Genomic DNA, 20551 nt, shown 5'->3' with positions numbered 1-20551 from the left:
ATGGTACTGCAGGGGGGACCCTGTGGGAGAGTAGGACGCCGCCGAACAATTCTTCAGAAGAACCCCCATCCGGGTCCCGGATGGGGGTTCTTCGCATTTCCGGTGACGTATCGTCAGGGCATGGACGATCAGACAGCGGTCATTGCGAACGATGTGCTCCGGCCCGCGCAGCGCGACGGCGCTCTGCGTGTTCTGGCGGAGGCCCAGGCGGTGGACGGCCGGGCCGCCGTGTCCGAGCAGGGCCGGCTCCGGCTGCGGAACGCGGAGACTCCGCGCCCGGGCGTCATCCATCTCGTAGAGACCGAATCCGGGGCCGAACCCGAGTCCGAAACCGGAGCCGTCCTCGGCTACGGCCAGCTGGAGGTGCCGGAGGACCCGGCCGCCAACCCCGCCGCCGAGCTGGTGGTCGATCCCGCCGTCCGCGGTCGCGGTCTGGCCCGTCCGCTGGTGGACGCCGTCCTGGCACAGGCCCACCGCGCGGGGCGCGAGGCGGTGGACTTCTGGGTGCACGGCGGCCACCCGGCGGCCCGGCACCTGGCCGAGGCGTACGGCGCGGAGCTGGTCCGCGAACTGCGCCAGATGCGCCGGCCCGGCCCGCAGACCGAGGACGTGGTCGTCCCCGCGGGCATCGAGCTCCGTACCTTCCGCCCGGGGGAGGACGACGCCGAGTGGCTGCGGCTGAACGCCCTGGCCTTCGCCCACCACCCCGAGCAGGGCACCTGGACCGAGCAGGACCTGGCCGAGCGGATCGCCGAGCCCTGGTTCGACCCGGCCGGCTTCTTCCTCGCCACCCGGGACGGCAGGGTGGTCGGCTTCCACTGGACCAAGGTGCACCCGGCCACCGCCACCGAGCCCGAGCTGGGCGAGGTGTACGTGGTCGGCGTGGACCCGGCGGAGCAGGGCAGCGGCCTCGGCCGGGCACTGACCGCGGCGGGCCTTCGCCACCTGACCGGCAGCGGCCCCGGCGAGCGCGGACTGGGTGCCGTCCTCCTCTACGTCGACGCCGACAACCCGGTGGCCGTGCGGGTGTACGAACGCCTGGGGTTCACCGTCCACGAGGTGGACCTCATGTACCGGGCCCCGTACCGGGCGCCCCGCCCCGCCTAGCCGTCGGTAGCCGCCGGCGGCCGGAACGCCCCCGGAACACCCCCGGACCGGGGCACGGACCAGGGAACGGACGGGGTACGGGACGGCCGAACCCCTTGCCCCGACCGACTCAGCTTTCCTCCCGGCCATGCGGTGTTTACCGTGGATTCAATTGCTGCCGCGAAGATCACAGGATGAAGTCCGTAGTGTCTCGCTCGTGCAGAGTCGACCGCCACGCACCGGCCGGTCCTGTACGGACCGCGCCCGGAGGGTGGGTGCTGTCCCCGGGTCCGGCCCGGGGCGAGGGCGACGGCCCGCAGAGCCCATCGCGTCCGGACGCCGTCCTGCTGCTGGAGGAGCTGGAGCCCATGAGCATCCCCCGCCCCGTCTCTGCCCCGCTGTCGCCCCCGGCCCGGATGTCCAGCGCGCTGGGGATCCCGCCGGAGCTGCCGGCCACGGACGACGAGGAGTTCGAAGCGCTGCCGCAGGGCCGCTTCCTGGACCGCGAGCGCAGTTGGCTCGCGTTCAACGAGCGGGTCCTGGAGCTGGCCGAGGACCCGGGCATCCCGCTGCTGGAGCGGGCGAAGTTCCTGGCGATCTTCGCGAGCAACCTGGACGAGTTCTTCATGGTCCGGGTGGCCGGCCTCAAGCGCCGGATCGCCACCGGCGTCGCCACGCGCAGTGCCTCCGGCCTCCAGCCGCGCGAGGTGCTGGACCTGATCTGGACCCGCTCGCGCGAGCTGATGGCCCGCCACGCCGCCGCCTTCCAGCAGGAGGTGCTGCCGGACCTCGCCACCGAGGGCATCGAGCTGGTCCGCTGGTCTGAGCTGGCCGAGAAGGAGCAGGCCCGGCTGCACACGCTGTTCCGGCAGAAGATCTTCCCCGTGCTGACCCCGCTGGCCGTCGACCCGGCGCACCCCTTCCCGTACATATCGGGACTCTCGCTGAACCTGGCCGTCGTGGTGCGCAACCCGGTCTCCGGGCACAAGCACTTCGCGCGGGTCAAGGTGCCGCAGTCGCTGGCCCGCTTCCTGGAGGCCTCGCCCCAGCGGTACGTCCCGCTGGAGGACGTCATGGGCGCCCACCTGGAGGAGCTCTTCCCGGGGATGGAGGTGCTGGCCCACCACGCCTTCCGCGTCACCCGCAACGAGGACCTGGAGGTGGAGGAGGACGACACCGAGAACATCCTCAAGGCCCTGGAGAAGGAGCTGATGCGGCGGCGCTTCGGCCCGCCGGTCCGGCTGGAGGTCGAGGAGTCGATCGACCCGTACATCCTGGACCTGCTGGTGCGGGAGCTGAACATCACCGAGGCGGAGGTCTTCCCGCTGCCCGGGCCGCTGGACCTGACCGGGCTGTTCGGGATCGCCGAGCTGGACCGCCCGGAGCTCAGGTACCCGAAGTTCGTGGCCGGCACGGCCCGCGGGCTGACCGACGTCGAGTCGGCCTCCCAGCCGGACATCTTCGCCGCGATGCGCGAGCGCGACGTCCTGCTGCACCACCCGTACGACAGCTTCTCCACCTCGGTGCAGGCCTTCCTGGAGCAGGCCGCCGCCGACCCGGACGTGCTGGCGATCAAGCAGACCCTGTACCGCACCTCCGGCGACTCGCCGATCGTCGACGCGCTGATCGACGCGGCCGAGTCCGGCAAGCAGGTGCTGGTGCTGGTCGAGATCAAGGCGCGCTTCGACGAGCAGGCCAACATCAAGTGGGCCCGCAAGCTGGAGGAGTCCGGCTGCCACGTGGTGTACGGCCTGGTCGGGCTGAAGACGCACTGCAAGCTCTCGCTGGTGGTCCGGCAGGAGGGCGACACCCTGCGCCGCTACTCCCACGTCGGCACCGGCAACTACCACCCGAAGACGGCCCGGCTGTACGAGGACCTCGGCCTGCTCACCTCCGACCCGCAGGTCGGCGCGGACCTCTCGGACCTGTTCAACCGGCTCTCCGGCTACTCGCGCCGCGAGTCCTACCGCCGTCTGCTGACCGCCCCGCGCGGCCTGCGCGACGGGCTGGTCGCGCGGATCCACAACGAGATCGCCCACCACCGGGCGGGCCGTCCGGCCTACGTGAAGGTCAAGGTCAACTCGATCGTCGACGAGGCCGTGATCGACGCGCTGTACCGGGCCTCCCAGGCGGGGGTGCCGGTGGACGTCTGGGTGCGCGGGATCTGCGCGATCCGCCCGGGTGTCCCGGGGCTGAGCGAGAACATCCGGGTCCGCAGCGTCCTGGGCCGCTTCCTGGAGCACTCCCGGATCTTCGTGTTCGGCAACAACGGCGATCCGGAGGTCTGGATCGGCAGCGCCGACATGATGCACCGCAACCTGGACCGCCGGATCGAGGCGCTGCTGCGGATCACCGATCCGGCGCACCGCGCCGAGCTGTCCGGGCTGATCGACCTCGGGGTGTCGGACGAGACCGAGTCCTGGCACCTGGGGCCGGACGGCGCCTGGACCAGGCACTCGCAGGACGCCGAGGGCCGGCCGCTGCGACACGTCCAGGACCTGCTGATCGACTCGCGCCAGCGCCGCAGGGCCGCCACCTCGCGCTGACGCGCCCACTGATGCGAGCCGCCGGAGCAGTCGGGCCCCTCGGGGCCCGAAGGGGACCTGTTCCGGCGGTCGGCCACCAGCTCCGGGGGACCGCCCCGGGGGAACGGGGATCTACCACGCCATGACCGAAGCGCCGATGACGGCCCAGGCGGCCTCCACAGCGACCGCCGGGGACATCCTCTCCCGCCACCTCACCGTCCAGGCCGGCGCCTTCCTGCGCGCGCTGCCGCTGGCGGTGGGCGAGGTCGGTGCCAGACCCGGGACGGCCTCGACCGTCCCGTCGGCCGGCACCTCGGACCTGCTGCGGGCCGTCCGGCGGATCGGCGGGCTGCTGCACACCTTCGGCTCGGTCTTCGAACAGACCTGGGCGCAGGAGTCGCGCACCGAGCTGCGCTGGCTGCTCAACCTGCTGGCGCTGGAACCCGGCTACGTCCGCCGCTCGGCCCGGCTGCTGGGCGCGCTGGACCTGCTGAGCGGCACCGACCCGGAGGGGACGGGCATGCTGGCCGGCCACGCGGGCGCCCCCAAGGCGCGCGCGCTGCTGGACCGGCAGCTGACCCTGGCCCGGACCAGGGCGCACTCCACCGTGCTCCAGGAGCTCCGCTCCGCCCGGCTGCACGCGCTGGCGGACCGGATGACCCTGCTGGTCGGCGAGGCGCCGCTGCTGGACTCGGCGGACGGCCGCGCCCCGGCCGTGCTGCTGCCGCAGGCCGCCGCCGCGTTCGCCGCGCTGTCCGCGGGCGCCCAGCAGCTGCCGCTGCAGCGGGCCGCGACGCCGTACGGCGGGGACGGGCTGCGCCGGCTGGGCGCGGTGCCGGCGTCCCGCGGGGCGACGGACGCGGACACCGCGCTGGCGGCCGACGACGCGCCTTGGGCGCGGTTGCGGATCCTGGTGAAGCGGGCCCGGTACGTGCTGGAGGTGTGCGGCCGCGCGTCCTCCGAGCTGGACGGGCTGGACGCGGTGCTGGACCGGCAGCAGGAGGCGGCGGACGCCGCCGTCACCGCCGCCACCGCGGCGCGCACCCCGCGGATCACCCCGGCGACCGCGTACGTGCTGGGCGTGGTGCACGCCGACCAGCGGCTGGAGGTGGAGTCGGCGCGGTACGCCGTCGGCCGCCGCTGGCCGGACCTGCCGCCCGGCCCGGACGGCTGGCTGGAGCTCGTCCCGGCCGACGCCTGGGGGCACTCCGTCGCACCCCGGACGGTCTGAGGTGGGCGAGCGCCCCCGCACCGGCCGGGCGGCGGCCGGTGCGGGGCACGGCCCGGTGATCCTGGCGGCGGGCGCGGTGCTGTGGCTGCCGGGCCGGCCGAAGAAGAGCGGCCGGCTGGGGCGGCCGCGGATCGCGCTGGTCCACCGGCCCAAGTACGACGACTGGAGCCTGCCGAAGGGCAAGCTCGAAGCCGGTGAGGGGATGGCCGAGGCGGCGCTGCGCGAGGTCCGGGAGGAGACCGGGTTCCACTGCCTGCTGGGCCCGGAGCTGCCCACCCAGCACTACCGGGTGCAGGGCCGTCCGAAGGAGGTCCGCTACTGGGCGGCGGTGCCGTCGAGCGGGTCCTTCCGGCCCAACCGGGAGGTGGACCGGCTGGACTGGCTGCCGGCCGGGAAGGCGCGCGCACGGCTCACCCACGACCAGGACCGGCTGCTGGTCGACGCCCTGCTGGCGGTCCTGGGGGCGGAGCCGGTGCGGGCCGCGGGGGCCGGGTCGGTGAAGGAACGGTGGAAGTGATCTCGTCGCGCCCTCCCCGTGACGCAACCGTTACTACCTGACGTAGTTTCCTGTCATCCGTTCGAGGTTCACTCGCCGTTCACTTGCGACCGGCTGTCGTGTCACTTACCCGGCCTAACTTCGGGACCACCGGAGGGCCGCACGGGCCCCGGACCACAGCAAAACCCGCGCTGGGCCGTACGCGTACGGCGCACGCCAAGGGCAATGCCACAGAAAGGGACACCCCTGTGAAGCTCCAGCGGAACGGCCGCTCCAAGGCCCTCGCGATCGGTGCCATGGCGCTCGTCAGCTCGCTGTCGCTCGCCGCCTGCGGGTCGGACAACAACAACAACACGACCGCGTCCGGTGGCTCCAACGGCTCCGCCGCGACCAGCGCGATCAACTGTGGCAAGGCCGGTTCGCTGATCGCCGCCGGTTCGACCGCGCAGACCGCGGCGATGGACGTCTGGAAGACCAGCTTCGCCGCCGCCTGCTCCGGCAGCACGATCAACTACCAGGGTGGCGGCTCCGGTGCCGGCATCCAGCAGTTCAACCAGGGCAAGATCCAGTTCGCCGGCTCCGACTCGGCCCTCAAGCCGGCCGAGGTCGACGCCTCCAAGGCGGTCTGCACCGGCGGCCAGGGCATCGACCTGCCGATGGTCGGCGGTCTGATCTCGCTGGTCTACAACGTCGACGGCGTCGACAACCTGGTCCTGGACGGCCCGACCTCCGCCAAGATCTTCGACTCGCAGATCACCAAGTGGAACGACCCGGCGATCGCCGCCCTGAACCCGGGCGCCAAGCTGCCGGACGCGGAGATCCAGACCTTCCACCGCTCGGACGACGCCGGCACCACCGAGAACCTGACCAAGTACTTCGCCGCCGCCGGCGGCGGCGCCTGGACCTACCCGGCCGGCAAGGCCTGGGCGGCCAAGGGCGGCCAGTCGGCCAACGGCAGCGCCGGCGTCTCGGCCCAGGTGAAGCAGGTCAAGAACTCGATCAGCTACGTCGAGCTGGCCTACGCCCAGACCAACAGCCTGAAGAGCGCCGACATCAACACGGGCGCCTCCAAGCCGGTCGCGGCCACCGCCGAGAACGCCGCCAGCACCATCGCCAAGGCCCAGGCCGCCGGCACCGGCAGCGACCTCGCGCTGAAGCTCGACTACGCGACCAAGGACGAGGGCTCCTACCCGCTGGTCCTGATCACCTACGAGATCGTCTGCGACAAGGGCAACAAGGCCGAGACCCTCGACACCCTGAAGTCCTTCCTGACCTACACGGCCAGCGACGCGGGCCAGAAGGCCGTCGGCGAGAAGGGCTACGTCCCGCTGCCGAAGGCCGTGACCGACAAGGTCAACGGCGTCATCGCGACCCTGGCCTGACCCGACAGGACCCCCGGTGGGGCGGCCCCGTGAGCGAGGGGGGCCGGGGCCGCCCCACCGGAACGCACCACACCCAGCACCACGTCCGGGGCACCGCCGCCATGGTGCCGTTCCCCCTTCCGGGGCGGCACCACCAGACCGGAGTAGACCAATGACTTCATCCTCCCCTGCCGCCCCGCGAGGCAGGGAACGCCGGCCGCGCGACAGCCGGGTCGGCGACAAGATCTTCATGAACCTCGCCCGGGGCTCGGGCATCCTGCTGCTGGTCATCATGGCCGCCATCGCGGCGTTCCTGACCTGGCGGTCGGTCCAGGCCCTGAGCACCAACGAAGGCAACTTCCTCACCTCCTTCGAGTGGACGCCGGACGCCCCGAAGCCCGTCTTCGGCATCGCCGTCCTGGCCTTCGGCACCATCGTCAGCGCCGTCATCGCGATGGCGATCGCCGTCCCGGTGGCCATCGGGATCGCGCTGTTCATCTCGCACTACGCGCCGCGCCGGATCGCCCAGCCGTTCGCCTACCTGGTCGACCTGCTCGCCGCCGTCCCCAGCATCGTCTACGGCCTCTGGGGCGCGCTCTTCCTCGTGCCGCACATGGACGGTCTGACCAGCTGGCTCAACGAGTACCTGGGCTGGACGTACATCTTCGACCAGACCAGGACCGGCACCCCGCGCAACCTGTTCACCGTCGGCATCCTGCTGGCGATCATGGTCCTGCCGATCATCACCGCGGTCTCCCGCGAGGTGTTCCGCCAGGTGCCGCGGATGCACGAGGAGGCGGCGCTCGCGCTCGGCGCGACCCGCTGGGAGATGATCCGCACCGCGGTGCTGCCGTTCGGCCGCCCCGGCATCATCTCGGCCTCGATGCTCGGCCTCGGCCGCGCGCTCGGCGAGACCATCGCGGTCGCGGTGGTGCTGTCCGCCAGCAACGTCCTGTCGCTGCACATCCTCGACGCCGGCGGCGGCACCTTCGCGCAGAACATCGCGCTGAAGTTCGCCGAGGCCGGGGACAACGGCCGCAACGCGCTGATGGCCTCCGGCCTCGTCCTGTTCGTCATCACCCTGCTGGTGAACGGTGCCGCGCGACTGATCATCGCCCGCCGCAAGGAGTACTCGGGGGCCAACGCATGACCGTCACCGCGCTCGTCGAGGACGCCCGGCCCGTCGGCCGTCCGCTGACCGCCAACCGCCTGCCCAAGTGGGCCCCGGCCGCCGTCGCCGCCGGCTCGATCGCCCTCGGCTGCGGGATCGGCGCGGTCGGCGGGCTGGCCAGCCACCTCCAGTGGGGCCTGATCTCGGGCCTGCTCTTCCTCCTGATCAGCTACACCCTCTCGGCCCGGGTCGAGGGCCGTCGGCAGGCCAAGGACCGGTTCGCCACCTCGGTGGTCTGGGTCGCCTTCATCCTGGCCGTCGTCCCGCTGGTCGCCCTGACGGTCTACACCGTCCAGCAGGGCATCCACGTGGTCGACGGGAACTTCCTGGGCCACTCCATGAAGGGCGTGATCCAGTCCGGGCCCGGCGGCGGCATCTACCACGCGCTGATCGGCACCCTGGAGCAGGTCGGCCTGGCCACCGCCATCGCCGCCCCGATCGGTCTGCTGACCGCCGTCTACCTGGTCGAGTACGGCCGCGGCACGCTCGCCAAGGCGGTCACCTTCTTCGTCGACGTCATGACGGGCATCCCGTCGATCGTCGCCGGTCTGTTCATCCTCTCGATCTGGAACCTCGCGCTGGGCTTCAGCTACTCCGGCTTCTCGGGCAGCCTCGCACTGGCGATCCTGATGATGCCGGTCGTGGTCCGGTCCACCGAGGAGATGCTCAAGCTCGTCCCGAACGAGCTGCGCGAGGCCTCGTACGCGCTCGGCGTGCCGAAGTGGAAGACCATCCTGCGGATCGTCCTCCCCACCGCGATCGGCGGCATCACCACCGGTGTGATGCTCGCGGTCGCCCGCATCACGGGCGAGACCGCCCCGGTGATGATGCTGGTGTTCGGCGCCGACTCCATCAACAACAACCCGTTCGAAGGCCCGCAGCAGTCCCTGCCGATGTACATCTGGCAGCAGTACTCGCAGGTCAACAACGACTTCGGCTACGCCCGTGCCTGGGGTGCGGCGCTGGTGCTGATCGCCTTCGTGATGGGGCTCAACCTCATCGCCCGGGGCATCGCGCGCTGGCGCTCGCCCAAGGGCGGGCACTGAGCGACCGACTGACGTACGAGACAGACGAGAGAAGCAACGATCATGGCCAAGCGCATCGACGTCAGCGGACTGTCGGCCTTCTACGGCACCACCAAGGCCATCGAGGACATCTCGATGAGCATCGAGCCCCGCTCGGTGACCGCCTTCATCGGCCCCTCCGGCTGCGGCAAGTCCACCTTCCTGCGGACCCTCAACCGGATGCACGAGGTGATCCCCGGCGCCCGGGTCGAGGGCAAGGTCCTCCTGGACGACGAGAACCTGTACGCCTCCAACGTCGACCCGGTCGCCGTGCGCCGCTCGGTCGGCATGGTCTTCCAGCGCCCGAACCCGTTCCCGACCATGTCGATCTACGACAACGTGATCGCCGGTCTCCGGCTCGCCGGCGTGAAGAAGAAGGCCGTGCTGGACGAGGTGGTGGAGCGCTCGCTGAAGGGCGCCAACCTCTGGAAGGAGGTCCACAACCGGCTGAACAAGCCGGGGGCCGGCCTCTCCGGCGGTCAGCAGCAGCGCCTGTGCATCGCCCGCGCCATCGCGGTCGAGCCCCAGGTCCTGCTGATGGACGAGCCCTGCTCCGCGCTCGACCCGATCTCCACCCTCGCCATCGAGGACCTGATCGGCGAGCTGAAGGAGCAGTTCACCATCGTCATCGTGACCCACAACATGCAGCAGGCGGCCCGCGTCAGCGACCGCACCGCCTTCTTCAACCTGGCCGGCGTCGGCCAGCCGGGCAAGCTGGTCGAGCTGGACGACACCCAGCGGATCTTCTCCAACCCGCAGGTCCAGGCGACCGAGGACTACATCTCCGGCCGCTTCGGCTAGACCGGCCCCGTCACGGGCGGCGCCCCGGCGCCGAGCGGCGTGACGGACCGCGAGCTGTCCCGTGGTGCTGCATGGCGGTGCCGCCACGGGGCATGGAAAAGGGCCCGCCCCCGAGATGTGGGGGCGGGCCCTGTCCGTTCGTGCGTCCTGCTCCGCGCGTCCTGCTCCGTGCGTCCCGCGGGGCCGTCAGCCCCAGAACAGGTGGGCGAACCAGTACACCAGCGCCGCGACGAGCGCGGCCGCCGGCATCGTGATGAACCAGCCGAGCACGATGTTCTTCGCGACGCCCCAGCGCACCGCGCGGATCCGCTTGGTGGCCCCCGCGCCCATGATCGCCGCAGTGATCACGTGGGTGGTGGAGATCGGCGCCTTGAAGACGAACGAGGTGACGTACATGACCGTGGCGGCGGTGGCCTCGGCGGCGAAGCCCTGCGGCGGGTCCAGCTCGATGATCTTGCGTCCGAGCGTCCGCATGATCCGCCAGCCGCCCGCGTAGGTGCCCAGCGAGAGCATGGTCGCGCAGGAGATCTTCACCCAGACCGGGATCCCGTTGCCGGACTGGTGGCCGGAGATGGTGAGCGCCATCACCACGATGCCCATGGTCTTCTGGGCGTCCTGGAGACCGTGCGCCAGCGCCATCGCTGCGGCCGAGGCGGTCTGGGCGACCCGGAAGTTGCGCTTGGCCTTGTGCGGGTTGGCCCGGCGGAAGATCCACAGGATCGCCAGCATCACCAGGAAGCCGCCGACCAGGCCGACCACCGGCGAGACGATCATCGGGATGACGATCTTGTCGAGGACCCCGCTCCAGATCACGTCGATGCCGCCGGCCATCGCCGCGCCCACCATGCCGCCGAACAGCGCGTGCGAGGAGGAGGACGGCAGGCCGAAGTACCAGGTGACCAGGTTCCAGGCGATCGCCCCGACCAGGGCGGCGAACAGGATCACCATGCCCTTGTCGCCGGTGGGGGTCTCGATGATCCCCTTGGAGACGGTGTGCGCCACGCCGCTGCCGAGGAACGCGCCGGCCAGGTTCATCACCGCGGCCATCGCCAGCGCCGCCCGGGGGGTGAGCGCCCGGGTGGAGACCGAGGTGGCGATCGCGTTCGCCGAGTCGTGGAAGCCGTTGGTGTACGTGAAGAAGAACGCAACGCCGACGACGGCGATGAGTGCTGCCATGTCCACGAGGGTCAGGACTCCTTGACGGCGATGGTCTCCACCGTGTTGGCGACGTGTTCGAACGCGTCCGCCGCCTCCTCAAGGACGTCCACGACCTGCTTGAGCTTGAGGACCTCGATGGCGTCGTACTGACCGGAGAACAGGTGGGCGAGCAGCTTGCGGTGGATCTGGTCGGCCTGGTTCTCCAGCCGGTTGACCTCGATCCAGTACTCGGTGAGGTTGGACATGCTGCGCAGGTTCGGCATCGCCTCGGCGGTGAGCTCCGCGGCGCGCGCCAGCACCTCGATCTGCTGCTCGATGCCCTTCGGCAGGGTCTGGATGTCGTAGAGGACGACCAGGTCGACGGCCTCCTCCATGAAGTCCATGATGTCGTCCAGCGACGAGGCGAGGCTGTAGATGTCCTCGCGGTCGAAGGGCGTGATGAAGGACGAGTTCAGCTGGTGGAAGACGGCGTGGGTGGTGTCGTCCCCGGCGTGCTCGGCGGCGCGCATGCGCTCGACGATCTCCGCACGGGCCGACACGTCTGATCCCAGCAGCTCCAAGAGGAGCTTCGATCCGACGACGAGGTTCTCCGCCGCGGCGGCGAACATGTCGTAGAAGCTCGTCTCCTTCGGGGTCAGGCTAAAACGCACGGAAATCTCCGATGTGCGGGGTAGGGACTGAACGATGCTAGGTGCAACCAAGCGCAATCACGCAAACGGGGGGCCGGGGAAGGAGCCGGAAGCTCCCCTTCCGTTCGGCTGCCGCACCGGCTGATCCGGACCGCACCGCCACGTGCGGACTGGAGCCCTCAGTCTGACGGAACCTCGCCCGGATTGTCCCCGTCGTGCGTACGGAAGACCGGGGCGCCGCTCAGACGGGTGAACCGCCGGCCACCCCCGCTCCCGGCCCGACGGCACGTGCCGGGTCGGCCGTCGGAACACCACGGAGGGCCCCGGTGTTGGACACTGGTGGCCGACGCAGCCACCAGGCACTGAGACGAAGGCGGGGCCGATGACCACCACGCAAGCGCGCACCGAGCCGGAGCACGCGCAGGGGACCGACCCGCACGCCGGCCACGCCCCGGCCGGGCACCACGGCCCGCACGGCTACAGCGCGCAGAAGGACGCCCACCTCAAGCGGCTGCGCCGGATCGAGGGCCAGATCCGCGGCCTCCAGCGCATGGTGGACGAGGACGTCTACTGCATCGACGTGCTCACCCAGGTCTCGGCCGGCACCAAGGCGCTGCAGTCCTTCGCGCTCTCCCTGCTGGAGGAGCACCTGCGGCACTGCGTCGCCGCGGCCGCCGAGGAGGGCGGCGCCGAACTGGACGCCAAGGTGGCCGAGGCCACCGCCGCGATCAGCCGCCTGCTGCGCAGCTGAGCCGCCGGCCGTCCGCCGCTCCGGGGCCCGCCGCGCGGGCCCCGCTAGCCGTCGGCCTCCCGGTCGGCCTGCCCGGGTTCGCTCCGGTCCAGCAGCACCTCGTCGATCCGCTCGGTCGGCAGCCGGTCGCCGGAGCTGGCCGTCGCGGCGATCATCAGCTCCCCGGCCAGATCGATCTCGTCGAGGGCCGCGTCGTCGTGGCCGCCGCTGCGGCCGCCCGTGGACGACACCACCTGCACCACCCCTTCAGTGCCTCGCCAGCCCGGGCGGCAGCCACCCGGAGCCCAGCCTAGGCACTCCGGGGCCCGTCCACATGGCACGGACGGGCCATCTCGGCACCGCCGAAACGGGTGGCCGTCGCTCCCCGGACGGCCACCCGCCCCGGCCGCACCCCGTCTCGCCCCGGCCGCCCGGGAAGCATCGGACCCGCCCTACTTCGGGCTCTCCGTGGGCTTCATCTGGTAGATGTCCGAGGCCGCGGGCTCGGCCGCCTCCACCGGCTTGCCGAAGTCCGCCAACGAGGTCGTCGACGTCACCTTCACCTGGTCCTTGGGCTCCTTCGACCCGGCCACCCCGGCGAAGGTGAACACCTCGACCACCTTGCGCAGCCGGCCCTGGTCGTCCAGCCAGGCGTCGTACGGGACCTCCTTGACGGTGAAGGTCTGCGCGCCCGTCCGCAGGCCGTCCCCGCCCCGCCCGCCGGTCGCGTCGGCGGCCTTCGCCAGGTCCAGGGTGCCCCGGTAGTGGTGCAGCGCGACGCCGTCGACGGTCTCGGTGCCCACCGCCTCCGCCTTCTGCGCCCCGCGCAGCGCCCCCGCCGCCGAGGCCGGGTCGGTGGCGCCGCTGCTGACCAGGTTGCCGTCCGGCAGCTGACGCACGTCCAGCTTGACCCACTTGCCCTCGGGGACCTTGGCGCCGCTGTTCTGGAGGTAGACGGTGCCCGGCAGGACCACCTCGACGATCTTCCCGGTGGTCGCCGCGCCCGGCGGCACCTGGACCTCCAGCCGGCCGATCCGCTTGACGTAGTCGTAGCCGCCCGTGCCGCTGAACGAGGCCTTCTTCTCGGCGGACTCGGTGACCAGCTCCGTCGCGGTGTGCGCGGAGCCGGTGCGGCCGGTGATGTCGGCGGCGTTGCGCACCGCCGTCAGCGGGTCCGCGGCGAGCTGGTCGGGCGCGGCCGACTGCTGGTCGGAGGAGCCGTCGGCGGATCCTCCGGAGCAGCCGGCGGCCCCCGCCGCCAGGGCGGCGGCGAGCAGGGCGGCCCCGGCCGCCGAGCGCAGGTGCGGACCCGGCCGGCGTGCCGGCCGTCCGGTGCGCTGCTGGTCGGTCATCTTCATCCTCGCGACAACCCCCTCGGGCCCGACTGCCCCGCCGGACACCACCGGTGGGCAGAGCTCTTTCCGGGCAAACGAGTTGGGGCGCGAAGGGTTACGGGGCCGGTACCGCCGGAGCGTCGCGCGGGAGGCGTCCGGCGCGTTACGGTGAACCACGTGCACAGTGAGCTGCCGGTCGCACCCGGCACCACCAGGATGCCCGAACACCGCCTCGTGATCAGCGAGCGCGGCTCCTTCGCCTTCGCGACCTGCAGCTGCGGCTGGTACTCCCCGGCCCGCCGCTCGCGCGACCTGGCCCGCCGTGAGGGGGCCGACCACCTCGCCGGGAACGGCGCCGAGCCGGACTGACCGCCTGGACCGCTTGGCCGCGTCCGCCCGCAGGCTCAGGCCGCGAGGTCGGACTCCGGCGGCTGCTCCCCGGCCCGCACCGCCCCGCGCCCGCGCCGACGGCCGCGCGGACCGGCCCCGCCGCGGGCCGCGCCGCCGCGCTCGGGCGCCCGGATCAGCGGGGCGACCGCCGTCCGGCTCAGCGCGTGGCAGAACGGCACCAGCACCGCCATCGCGATCGGCGCCAGCAGCAGCACCACGGCGACGGCCAGCGCGAAGCCGCCGATCACGTCGGTCGGGTAGTGGACGCCCATGAACATCCGGCAGAAGCCCTGGAGCAGCGCCAGCCCGCCGGCGATCCAGCCCAGCCTGCGGTTCACCAGGAACAGCGCCACCGCGACGCCCATCGTCATGGTCGAGTGGTCGCTGACGAAGGAGTGGGTGCCGGCCTTGCCGTCCACCAGCACCAGCAGCCCCGGATGGTCGACGAAGGGGCGCGGGCGGTTCACGATCGCGGCGATCGGCAGGTTCGCCAGCTCGGCGACCGCCACCGAGAGCGGCACCCAGAGCAGCCCGGCCATCGCCACCGGCGCGTCCGGACGGCGCCTGGCCTGGAGCCAGGCCACCAGGCCCAGCATCGCCAGGCCGATCAGGATGCCGTACTCGCCGATCCACGAGACCAGGTGGTCAAGCCACTGCGGGGAGCGCTTGGCCAGGCCGTTGACGGCGTAGAGCAGGTCGAGGTCGGGGTTGGTCGTGTCGGCAAGCGGCGTCGACACGCCGCACCTCCTTCTGGTCCACTGCACCTGTACGTTCCCGCCGGGGCCGGCCCCGGCGCCGAAAGCTGACGGGGGGCCACCGGACCCAACGTCATCGCCGGGACACAGCGTTCCATGGAAACACGCGGTTATGTAAACGTGACTCAGCGTCCACAGCGCGCACACAGGTCCCGGCCGTCCCGGCCACCTCGGGCCTACCCTCCCGCCCCGGTGGGGCTCGGCCCGGCCTGCGCGGGCGGGGCGGCGGCCGCGGGCCGGCCGGAGGCCGCCGGGGTGCCGCTCGGAGCACCGCTCGGAGCACTGCCCGGTGCGCCGCCCTGGGTGCCGCCCTGGCCTCCCGTCGGGGCGGTGGGCTCCGTGCCGCCCGGCCGGCTCGGGGCGTTCACCACGCCGTCGTTGTTGCGGGTCGGCAGCGCCTGGGCGCCGTCCGAGGTGACCCGGGTCGCGCCGATGTACTCCCGGGTGTCGATCTTGTCGTAGCGGATCACCGCGCCGGTGTGCGGCGCGTTGATCATGTACCCGCCGCCGACGTAGATCCCGACGTGGTGGATGCTCCGCGGATCGCTCAGGTCCGTCGCCCAGAACACCAGGTCGCCCGGCCGCAGCTGGTCCCGCGACGGGTGCGGCCCGGCGTACCACTGGTCGTTGGCCACCCGGGGCAGAGTGATGCCCACACTGGCGAACGCGGCCTGGGTCAGGCCCGAGCAGTCGAACCGCCCGTTCTGCGAGGGCAGGCCCTCGCCGCCCCACAGGTACGGGGTGCCGAGCTTGGTCTGCGCGAAGTAGATCGCGGCCGACGACTGCGCGGACACCTCCAGCGGCGCGGTCGGCGAGACCGGCGCGGTGAAGCTGCGGGCCATCGCCTGGATGTTCCGCACGTAGCCCTGGGTCTCCCGGTACGGCGGGATCCCGTTGTACTTGAGCACCGCGCCCTCGCCGGCGTTGTAGGCGGCCAGCAGGTTGGCCTGCGGGTCGCCCGGGACCTTCGCGACCTGCTTGGCGATCGCGCAGTCGTAGGTCGCGGCCGAGGCGATCGCGTCCAGCGGGTCCCAGACGTCCGCCCTGCCGTCCCCGTTGCCGTCGGTGGCGTACGAGCTCCAGGTGCCCGGCATGAACTGCGCCATGCCCTGCGCCCCGACCCCGGAGCGCGCCTTGGGGTCGAAACCGCTCTCCTGGTACAGCTGCGCCGCGAGCATCGGCGGGGAGATCTCCGCGCAGAGCGCACCCCACCGCTGGATCGGTTCCTGGTAGGCCGCGGGGACCGTTCCGGGGGACAGGGCGGAACGATTCGCCGCCTGCTGCGGCGTCCCACTCGCCGCATAAGTCCCTATCGTCACCAGCCCGATGAACCCGAAACCAACAACTCCCGCAGCGACGGCGGCCGTACCGGCCTTCCGGAGTACCATCAGCACCATCCCGACGAGTCGTCAGTCGAAGTGTCCCGGAAGGCGTTGCTCACCGCAATCATCAGAGATACGAACAGTGAGCGCTATCCTTCGTACGGTGTACATCCTCGCGTACGTGTCCGATGCCTCACGACCAATTCGCGAGAAGTAGCCAAGTCGACATCAGATCTGGCCAAGAATAGGTACCGACCCTTCGCGCGGGCCGGGTCCGGGCCCTTGAATTTGCCTGATCGGGCGGTGAGATGGAAATGAACCTGAGCAGCGTGCACACCAATGCGGTCAGCCACCTGGCCGAGGACCCCCCCAAGAAGCCGAACATCGACACCATCATCGGCGGAATCGCCCCGGACTGGGGGCCGTTCGCGACCCTCGGGTCGGAGGCGCGGGTGATGGTCGAGGTCATCATGGCCGTCGCCATCCTCCTCTGCCTCGGCATCGCGGTCTGGGGCGCGGCCAAGCAGCGGATCGGGGCGACCGCGATGCGCGACAGCTTCGGCGCCGAACAGGGCAAGGGGCTGATCGTCGCCGGACTGACCGGCGTGTTCATCATCGGATCACTCGGCACTCTGTTCACCATTGTCTACGGCATGGCGATCTGACGATCGGACAGCAGTAGTCCGACCTGCCTGAGGCCGGGTCCCCGTCCGGACCCCCTCCGACGGCCGGCCCGCCAGGACCCCACCCCCGTTCCCACCCTCCGCTCGCGCCCGCCCCCGGGCGGAGGGCCCCCGGAGCCGCCCCGGCTCCCCGCACCAGGAGGGCCGCCGTGCCGTTGTCCGACGACCAGCCGCGCACCCGTACGCGCCTGCCGGTCGGCGAACAGTCCTCCCCCCAGCAGAACCACCGTCAGTCCCGCCCGCTGCGCGCCCTGCTGGCCGTCCTCGTGGTCGTCACCCTGCTCGTCGTGGCCATCGCCATCGCCAACCGGGTCACACCCGGCAGCGGAAGCGGCACCGGAGGCGGCACCTCCGCCGACCGCGCCGGCTCCGGCGCCGGCCCCGCCCCCAGCGGCGACCAGCCCGTCGGCACCACCGCCAACGGCATCCCCACCGGCTACCCGCACACCGAACCCGGCGCCCAGTCGGCCGCCACCAACTACGCGGTGGCGATCGGCTCCGCGGACATGTTCCGCACCGACAGCCGGCACGGCATCATCGCCACCATCGCCGACCCGGGCGCCCTGGCGGGGCTCCAGGTCCGGCTGGACCAGGGCTTCGGCGGTGACACCGCCACCCGCTACGGCCTCGACGCCCAGGGCCACGCGCCCAAGGGCCTCACCTTCGTCAGCCGCACGGTACCGGTCGGCACCAAGTCGACGGGCTACAGCGACGGCGACGCCAAGGTCGAGGTGTGGTGCACCGGCCTCACCGGCCTCGCCGGCGAGCACTCCGTCCAGCCGGTGACCACCAACTGGTTCACCCTCACGCTCTCGCTGCACTGGACGGGCAGCGACTGGAAGCTCACCGACTTCACTCGTAAGTCAGGCCCGGCCCCCCTGCCGGGCGACCAGCAGGCGGCCACAGCGGATGAGATCGCCGGATCAGCAGAGCAGTTCGGAGGGTTCCGCTATGCGCGTTGACGGCGAGATCAGGAAACGGCTTCCTCGGTTCGGCCGGGTCGTCACGGCCTTCGCTCTCTTCCAGGCCGCAGCCATCGGTATGGCGTCCCGGGCCATCGCGGACCCGAGCCCGAGCCCTTCGGCCAGCAACAACTGCGACGTCCTACCGTTGCCCGGTAGCGACGTCTACTGTGCCTCCAAGCCCGGAGGTTCGGTCCCCGGGGGCGGCGCCGTCGGGGCTGTGGCCGATCCGCTCGGGTCGTTGGCCAAGAGCTGTGCGCAGGCCGCGGCGTGGGTGGTGCGGAAGTTGTCGGGGGCGATCGACGGGACGACGCAGGTGGACTTCACCAACGCGTCGTTCCTGCAGCAGTACGCCGTGGTGTTCGCCGTGTCGACGGTGATCACGTTGGTGCTGTGGCTGCTGGCGGTGGCGAAGCGGGCGGTGCGGGGGGCGCCGTTGGCGACGGCGTTCTCGGAGGCGATCGGCTTCCTGTGGCTGACGGTGGTGGCGTCCGCGTTCACGCCGTTGATCCTGTACACCGTGGTGAGCGTGACGGACGGGCTGACCAAGGCGATCGCGGTCGGGACGAAGACGGACACCGGGTCGTACCTGGGGGGCTTCGCGGACACGCTGGAGAAGGGCGACGTGGGCGGCGGCCCGCTGATACTCGTGATCGTGTCGCTGGTCGCGGTGCTGGCGGCGGCGGTGCTCTGGGTGGAGCTGCTGATCCGGGCGGCGATGCTGTACGTCGGCGCGCTGCTGGGTACGGCGGTGTACGCGGGGCTGGTGGACCGGCAGCTGTGGAAGCACGTGCGGCGCTGGGCGGGGGTGATGCTGGCGGTGGACCTGGCGAAGCCGATCATCGTGGTCATCCTGGGCCTGGCGGGCGCGGTGGCGACCGGCTCCGGGGCGGACGACGACTTCGCCCGGGTGCTGTCCGGGCTGGCGATCCTGTTCCTGTCGATCTTCGCGAGCGCCTCGGTCTACCGCTTCGTGCCGGGCTTCGGCGACGAGATGCTGAACATGCGCGGGGCCCGGGCCAATGCCGTGCAGGCCGGTTCGGCGATGATCAACGGCACCGCGAACCTGATGAAGCAGGGCATCAGCACCCACGGCGACCGCGGTCAGGCGGCCGGTACGGGTGGTGGCGGGGGTGCCGGCGGCGGTTCGGTCGCGCCGGGCATCGCCGCGCACGCCGGGCGGACGCCGTCCCCGCCGCCGCAGGGCGGGCCGAAGCAGGGCCCGGTTCCGATCCGCGACAGCAATCCAGCGAAGGGAGGGTGACGGGTAAGTGAGCAGTGAACCGCTCGGCCAGTACGGTGCCCAGTACGCCCAGCCGTACGTCCACCAGCGCCGCACCTACCTGATCGGCAAGGCCCGCCCGAACGCGCCGATCGGCCGGAACCGGGAGTCCGGCGAGATCGTGCTGATCATCTTCGGGGCCTTCCTCGGCATGCTCTGGGGCCTGCTGATGCCGGTCCTGCCGCTGCGGATCGGCGGTCTGGTCGGTCTGCCGGCGCTCGCCATCGCGGCGGTGTACGTGCCGTACCGCAGGCGGACGTTCTACAAGTGGGTGGAGATCAACCGCACCTACCGCCGGACGGTCCGCAGCGGGCGGGCGGTGTGGCGTTCGGACGTGATGGACGCGGGCACCCGGCTGGACGGCCGGGAGGTGGAGGTCGGCCCGCCGCCGGGGGTGGGGCGGCTGCGCTGGCTGACGGCGCCGTTCGGGCCGGACGAGGTCGGGGTGCTGATGCACCTGGAGCGGCGCACGGTGACGGCCGCGATCGAGATCGAGGGCCCGGGCGTGGGCCTGCGGGACTCGGAGGACCAGGAGGCCCTGGTCGACCGCTTCGGGACGCTGCTGAAGCACGTCGCCAACGGGGACGGCTTCGTGACCCGGCTGCAGATCCTGGCCCGGACCCTGCCGGCCGACCCGGACGCGCACGCCAAGGATGTCGAGCGGCGCGGGGACCCGTCCTCGCCGCGTTGGCTGCAGGACTCGTACGACCAGCTCCAGTCGATGGTGTCGACCTCCTCGGAGCAGCACCGGGCGTACCTGGTGGCCTGCATGCACTACACCCGTGACCTGGCCGCCGAGGCGCACGCGATGGGCCGGACGGCCACCGGGCGGCGGGCGCGGGACGACGAGGGGCTGGCGGCCGTGATGGCGCGCGAGCTGACCGACATCTGCGCCCGGCTGGCCGAGGCGGACATCCGGGTGCGCCAGCCGCTGGGCCAGGCCCGGCTCTCCTCGCTGCTGCACTCGATGTACGACCCGGACCACCCGATCGACCACATCCAGGCGATGTCCCGGCGCAACGCCTGGCCGGCCGAGCTGGACGCGACCGACCCGCAGTACCTGCAGGCGAAGACCCGGGAGTCGGCGACCCGGGAGCCGTGGTGCCACGCGACCGCGTGGATCAAGGAGTGGCCGCTCACCCCGGTGGGCGTCAACTTCCTGGCGCCGCTGCTGGTGCACACCCCGGACGTGATCCGGACGGTCGCGGTGACGATGGACCTGGAGCCCACCGACGTCGCGATCGAGCGGATGCTGACCGAGAAGACCAACGACGAGGCCGAGGCGAGCCGCGCGGCCAAGATGAACCGCACGGTCGACCCGCGCGACCTGGCCCACACCGGCCGGGTGGACCAGCGCGGCGACGACCTGGCCTCCGGCGCGGCCGGGGTGAACCTGGTCGGCTACATCACGGTCTCCTCGCGCAACCCCGACGCGCTGGCCCGCGACAAGCGGACCATTCGGGCCTCGGCCGGCAAGAGCTACCTCAAGCTGGAGTGGTGCGACCGCGAGCACCACCGGGCCTTCGTCAACACCCTCCCGTTCGCCACCGGCATCCGCCGCTGAGCGGACG

20 protein-coding genes are annotated in these 20551 nt (G+C 71.8%); 14 read left to right on the top strand and 6 right to left on the bottom strand.

From position 1 onward, the window contains the following. Positions 1-120 precede the first annotated feature (120 nt). The 8 genes from mshD (at position 121) to pstB (ending at position 9735) form a co-directional block, all read left to right on the top strand. Positions 121-1107 carry a mycothiol synthase gene (mshD, locus tag ACFCY1_RS30580; protein ID WP_375876676.1) on the top strand — a complete coding sequence of 329 codons (987 nt, stop codon included), beginning with the start codon at positions 121-123 and terminating at the stop codon, positions 1105-1107. Positions 1108-1454: 347 nt separating this feature from the next. Beyond that, positions 1455-3632, top strand: coding sequence for an RNA degradosome polyphosphate kinase (locus ACFCY1_RS30575; protein ID WP_375876679.1), 2178 nt, complete (start codon positions 1455-1457; stop codon positions 3630-3632). Between the two features lie 121 nt (positions 3633-3753). Further along, the gene (locus tag ACFCY1_RS30570; protein ID WP_074006420.1) at positions 3754-4842 is read left to right on the top strand and encodes a CHAD domain-containing protein; all 1089 of its coding nucleotides are present in this window, start codon (positions 3754-3756) and stop codon (positions 4840-4842) included. A 1-nt stretch (position 4843) separates the two neighbouring features. After that, positions 4844-5359 (top strand): NUDIX hydrolase, encoded by a 516-nt coding sequence (locus ACFCY1_RS30565; RefSeq protein WP_375876675.1) that lies wholly within the window; start codon positions 4844-4846, stop codon positions 5357-5359. 227 nt (positions 5360-5586) lie between these two features. Continuing rightward, on the top strand, positions 5587-6720 hold the full coding sequence (gene pstS, locus ACFCY1_RS30560; RefSeq protein WP_049655979.1) for a phosphate ABC transporter substrate-binding protein PstS: 1134 nt from the start codon (positions 5587-5589) through the stop codon (positions 6718-6720). Between the two features lie 151 nt (positions 6721-6871). Then, positions 6872-7849, top strand: coding sequence for a phosphate ABC transporter permease subunit PstC (pstC, locus tag ACFCY1_RS30555; RefSeq protein ID WP_049655977.1), 978 nt, complete (start codon positions 6872-6874; stop codon positions 7847-7849). After that, the gene (gene pstA, locus ACFCY1_RS30550) at positions 7846-8916 is read left to right on the top strand and encodes a phosphate ABC transporter permease PstA (protein ID WP_375876674.1); all 1071 of its coding nucleotides are present in this window, start codon (positions 7846-7848) and stop codon (positions 8914-8916) included. Before pstC ends, pstA begins: the two co-directional genes overlap by 4 nt. Positions 8917-8958: 42 nt before the next feature. Continuing rightward, entirely contained in the window at positions 8959-9735 is a 777-nt protein-coding gene (gene pstB, locus ACFCY1_RS30545) for a phosphate ABC transporter ATP-binding protein PstB (protein WP_049655974.1), read from the top strand. Between the two features lie 186 nt (positions 9736-9921). On the opposite strand, the gene ACFCY1_RS30540 is transcribed toward pstB, so the two are convergent. Both ACFCY1_RS30540 and ACFCY1_RS30535 read right to left on the bottom strand, forming a co-directional pair. Continuing rightward, positions 9922-10917 carry an inorganic phosphate transporter gene (locus ACFCY1_RS30540; protein ID WP_049655972.1) on the bottom strand — a complete coding sequence of 332 codons (996 nt, stop codon included), beginning with the start codon at positions 10915-10917 and terminating at the stop codon, positions 9922-9924. Between the two features lie 5 nt (positions 10918-10922). Next, positions 10923-11543, bottom strand: a complete 621-nt coding sequence (locus tag ACFCY1_RS30535; RefSeq protein ID WP_030059626.1) for a DUF47 domain-containing protein — start codon at positions 11541-11543, stop codon at positions 10923-10925. A gap of 361 nt (positions 11544-11904) precedes the next feature. On the opposite strand from ACFCY1_RS30535, the gene ACFCY1_RS30530 reads away from it, so the two are divergent. Continuing rightward, positions 11905-12273, top strand: a complete 369-nt coding sequence (locus ACFCY1_RS30530) for a metal-sensitive transcriptional regulator (RefSeq protein WP_049655968.1) — start codon at positions 11905-11907, stop codon at positions 12271-12273. A gap of 44 nt (positions 12274-12317) precedes the next feature. Here ACFCY1_RS30530 and ACFCY1_RS30525 read toward each other — a convergent pair whose 3' ends face one another. Beyond that, positions 12318-12506, bottom strand: a complete 189-nt coding sequence (locus tag ACFCY1_RS30525; protein WP_049655983.1) for a hypothetical protein — start codon at positions 12504-12506, stop codon at positions 12318-12320. 198 nt (positions 12507-12704) lie between these two features. Continuing rightward, positions 12705-13604, bottom strand: a complete 900-nt coding sequence (locus ACFCY1_RS30520) for a hypothetical protein (protein WP_079272945.1) — start codon at positions 13602-13604, stop codon at positions 12705-12707. A gap of 159 nt (positions 13605-13763) precedes the next feature. Between ACFCY1_RS30520 and ACFCY1_RS30515 the strand changes: the two genes are divergently transcribed. Continuing rightward, positions 13764-13955 (top strand): hypothetical protein, encoded by a 192-nt coding sequence (locus ACFCY1_RS30515; protein WP_143204767.1) that lies wholly within the window; start codon positions 13764-13766, stop codon positions 13953-13955. A gap of 35 nt (positions 13956-13990) precedes the next feature. Here ACFCY1_RS30515 and ACFCY1_RS30510 read toward each other — a convergent pair whose 3' ends face one another. Together ACFCY1_RS30510 and ACFCY1_RS30505 are read right to left on the bottom strand one after the other, a co-directional pair. Next, positions 13991-14713, bottom strand: a complete 723-nt coding sequence (locus ACFCY1_RS30510; RefSeq protein WP_074006422.1) for a phosphatase PAP2 family protein — start codon at positions 14711-14713, stop codon at positions 13991-13993. A 194-nt stretch (positions 14714-14907) separates the two neighbouring features. Then, a complete protein-coding gene (locus ACFCY1_RS30505) occupies positions 14908-16119 on the bottom strand; it encodes an NlpC/P60 family protein (protein ID WP_375876673.1) in 1212 nt (403 codons plus the stop codon). 248 nt (positions 16120-16367) lie between these two features. On the opposite strand from ACFCY1_RS30505, the gene ACFCY1_RS30500 reads away from it, so the two are divergent. The 4 genes from ACFCY1_RS30500 (at position 16368) to ACFCY1_RS30485 (ending at position 20544) form a co-directional block, all read left to right on the top strand. Continuing rightward, complete coding sequence (locus ACFCY1_RS30500) at positions 16368-16718, top strand: hypothetical protein (protein WP_049654299.1); 351 nt, start codon at positions 16368-16370, stop codon at positions 16716-16718. A 167-nt stretch (positions 16719-16885) separates the two neighbouring features. After that, positions 16886-17698 (top strand): hypothetical protein, encoded by an 813-nt coding sequence (locus tag ACFCY1_RS30495; protein WP_375876672.1) that lies wholly within the window; start codon positions 16886-16888, stop codon positions 17696-17698. After that, positions 17646-18962, top strand: coding sequence for a hypothetical protein (locus ACFCY1_RS30490; protein ID WP_375876671.1), 1317 nt, complete (start codon positions 17646-17648; stop codon positions 18960-18962). The genes ACFCY1_RS30495 and ACFCY1_RS30490 overlap by 53 nt, the downstream gene beginning before the upstream one ends. A gap of 7 nt (positions 18963-18969) precedes the next feature. Continuing rightward, positions 18970-20544 carry an SCO6880 family protein gene (locus ACFCY1_RS30485; protein WP_049654294.1) on the top strand — a complete coding sequence of 525 codons (1575 nt, stop codon included), beginning with the start codon at positions 18970-18972 and terminating at the stop codon, positions 20542-20544. The last annotated feature ends 7 nt before the right edge of the window (positions 20545-20551 follow it).

This window comes from Kitasatospora sp. NPDC056273, assembly GCF_042268845.1.
Classification (GTDB): Bacteria; Actinomycetota; Actinomycetes; order Streptomycetales; family Streptomycetaceae; genus Kitasatospora.
Note: the sequence above shows the minus strand (reverse complement) of the source record. Positions and strands in the feature narration are given on the sequence as shown.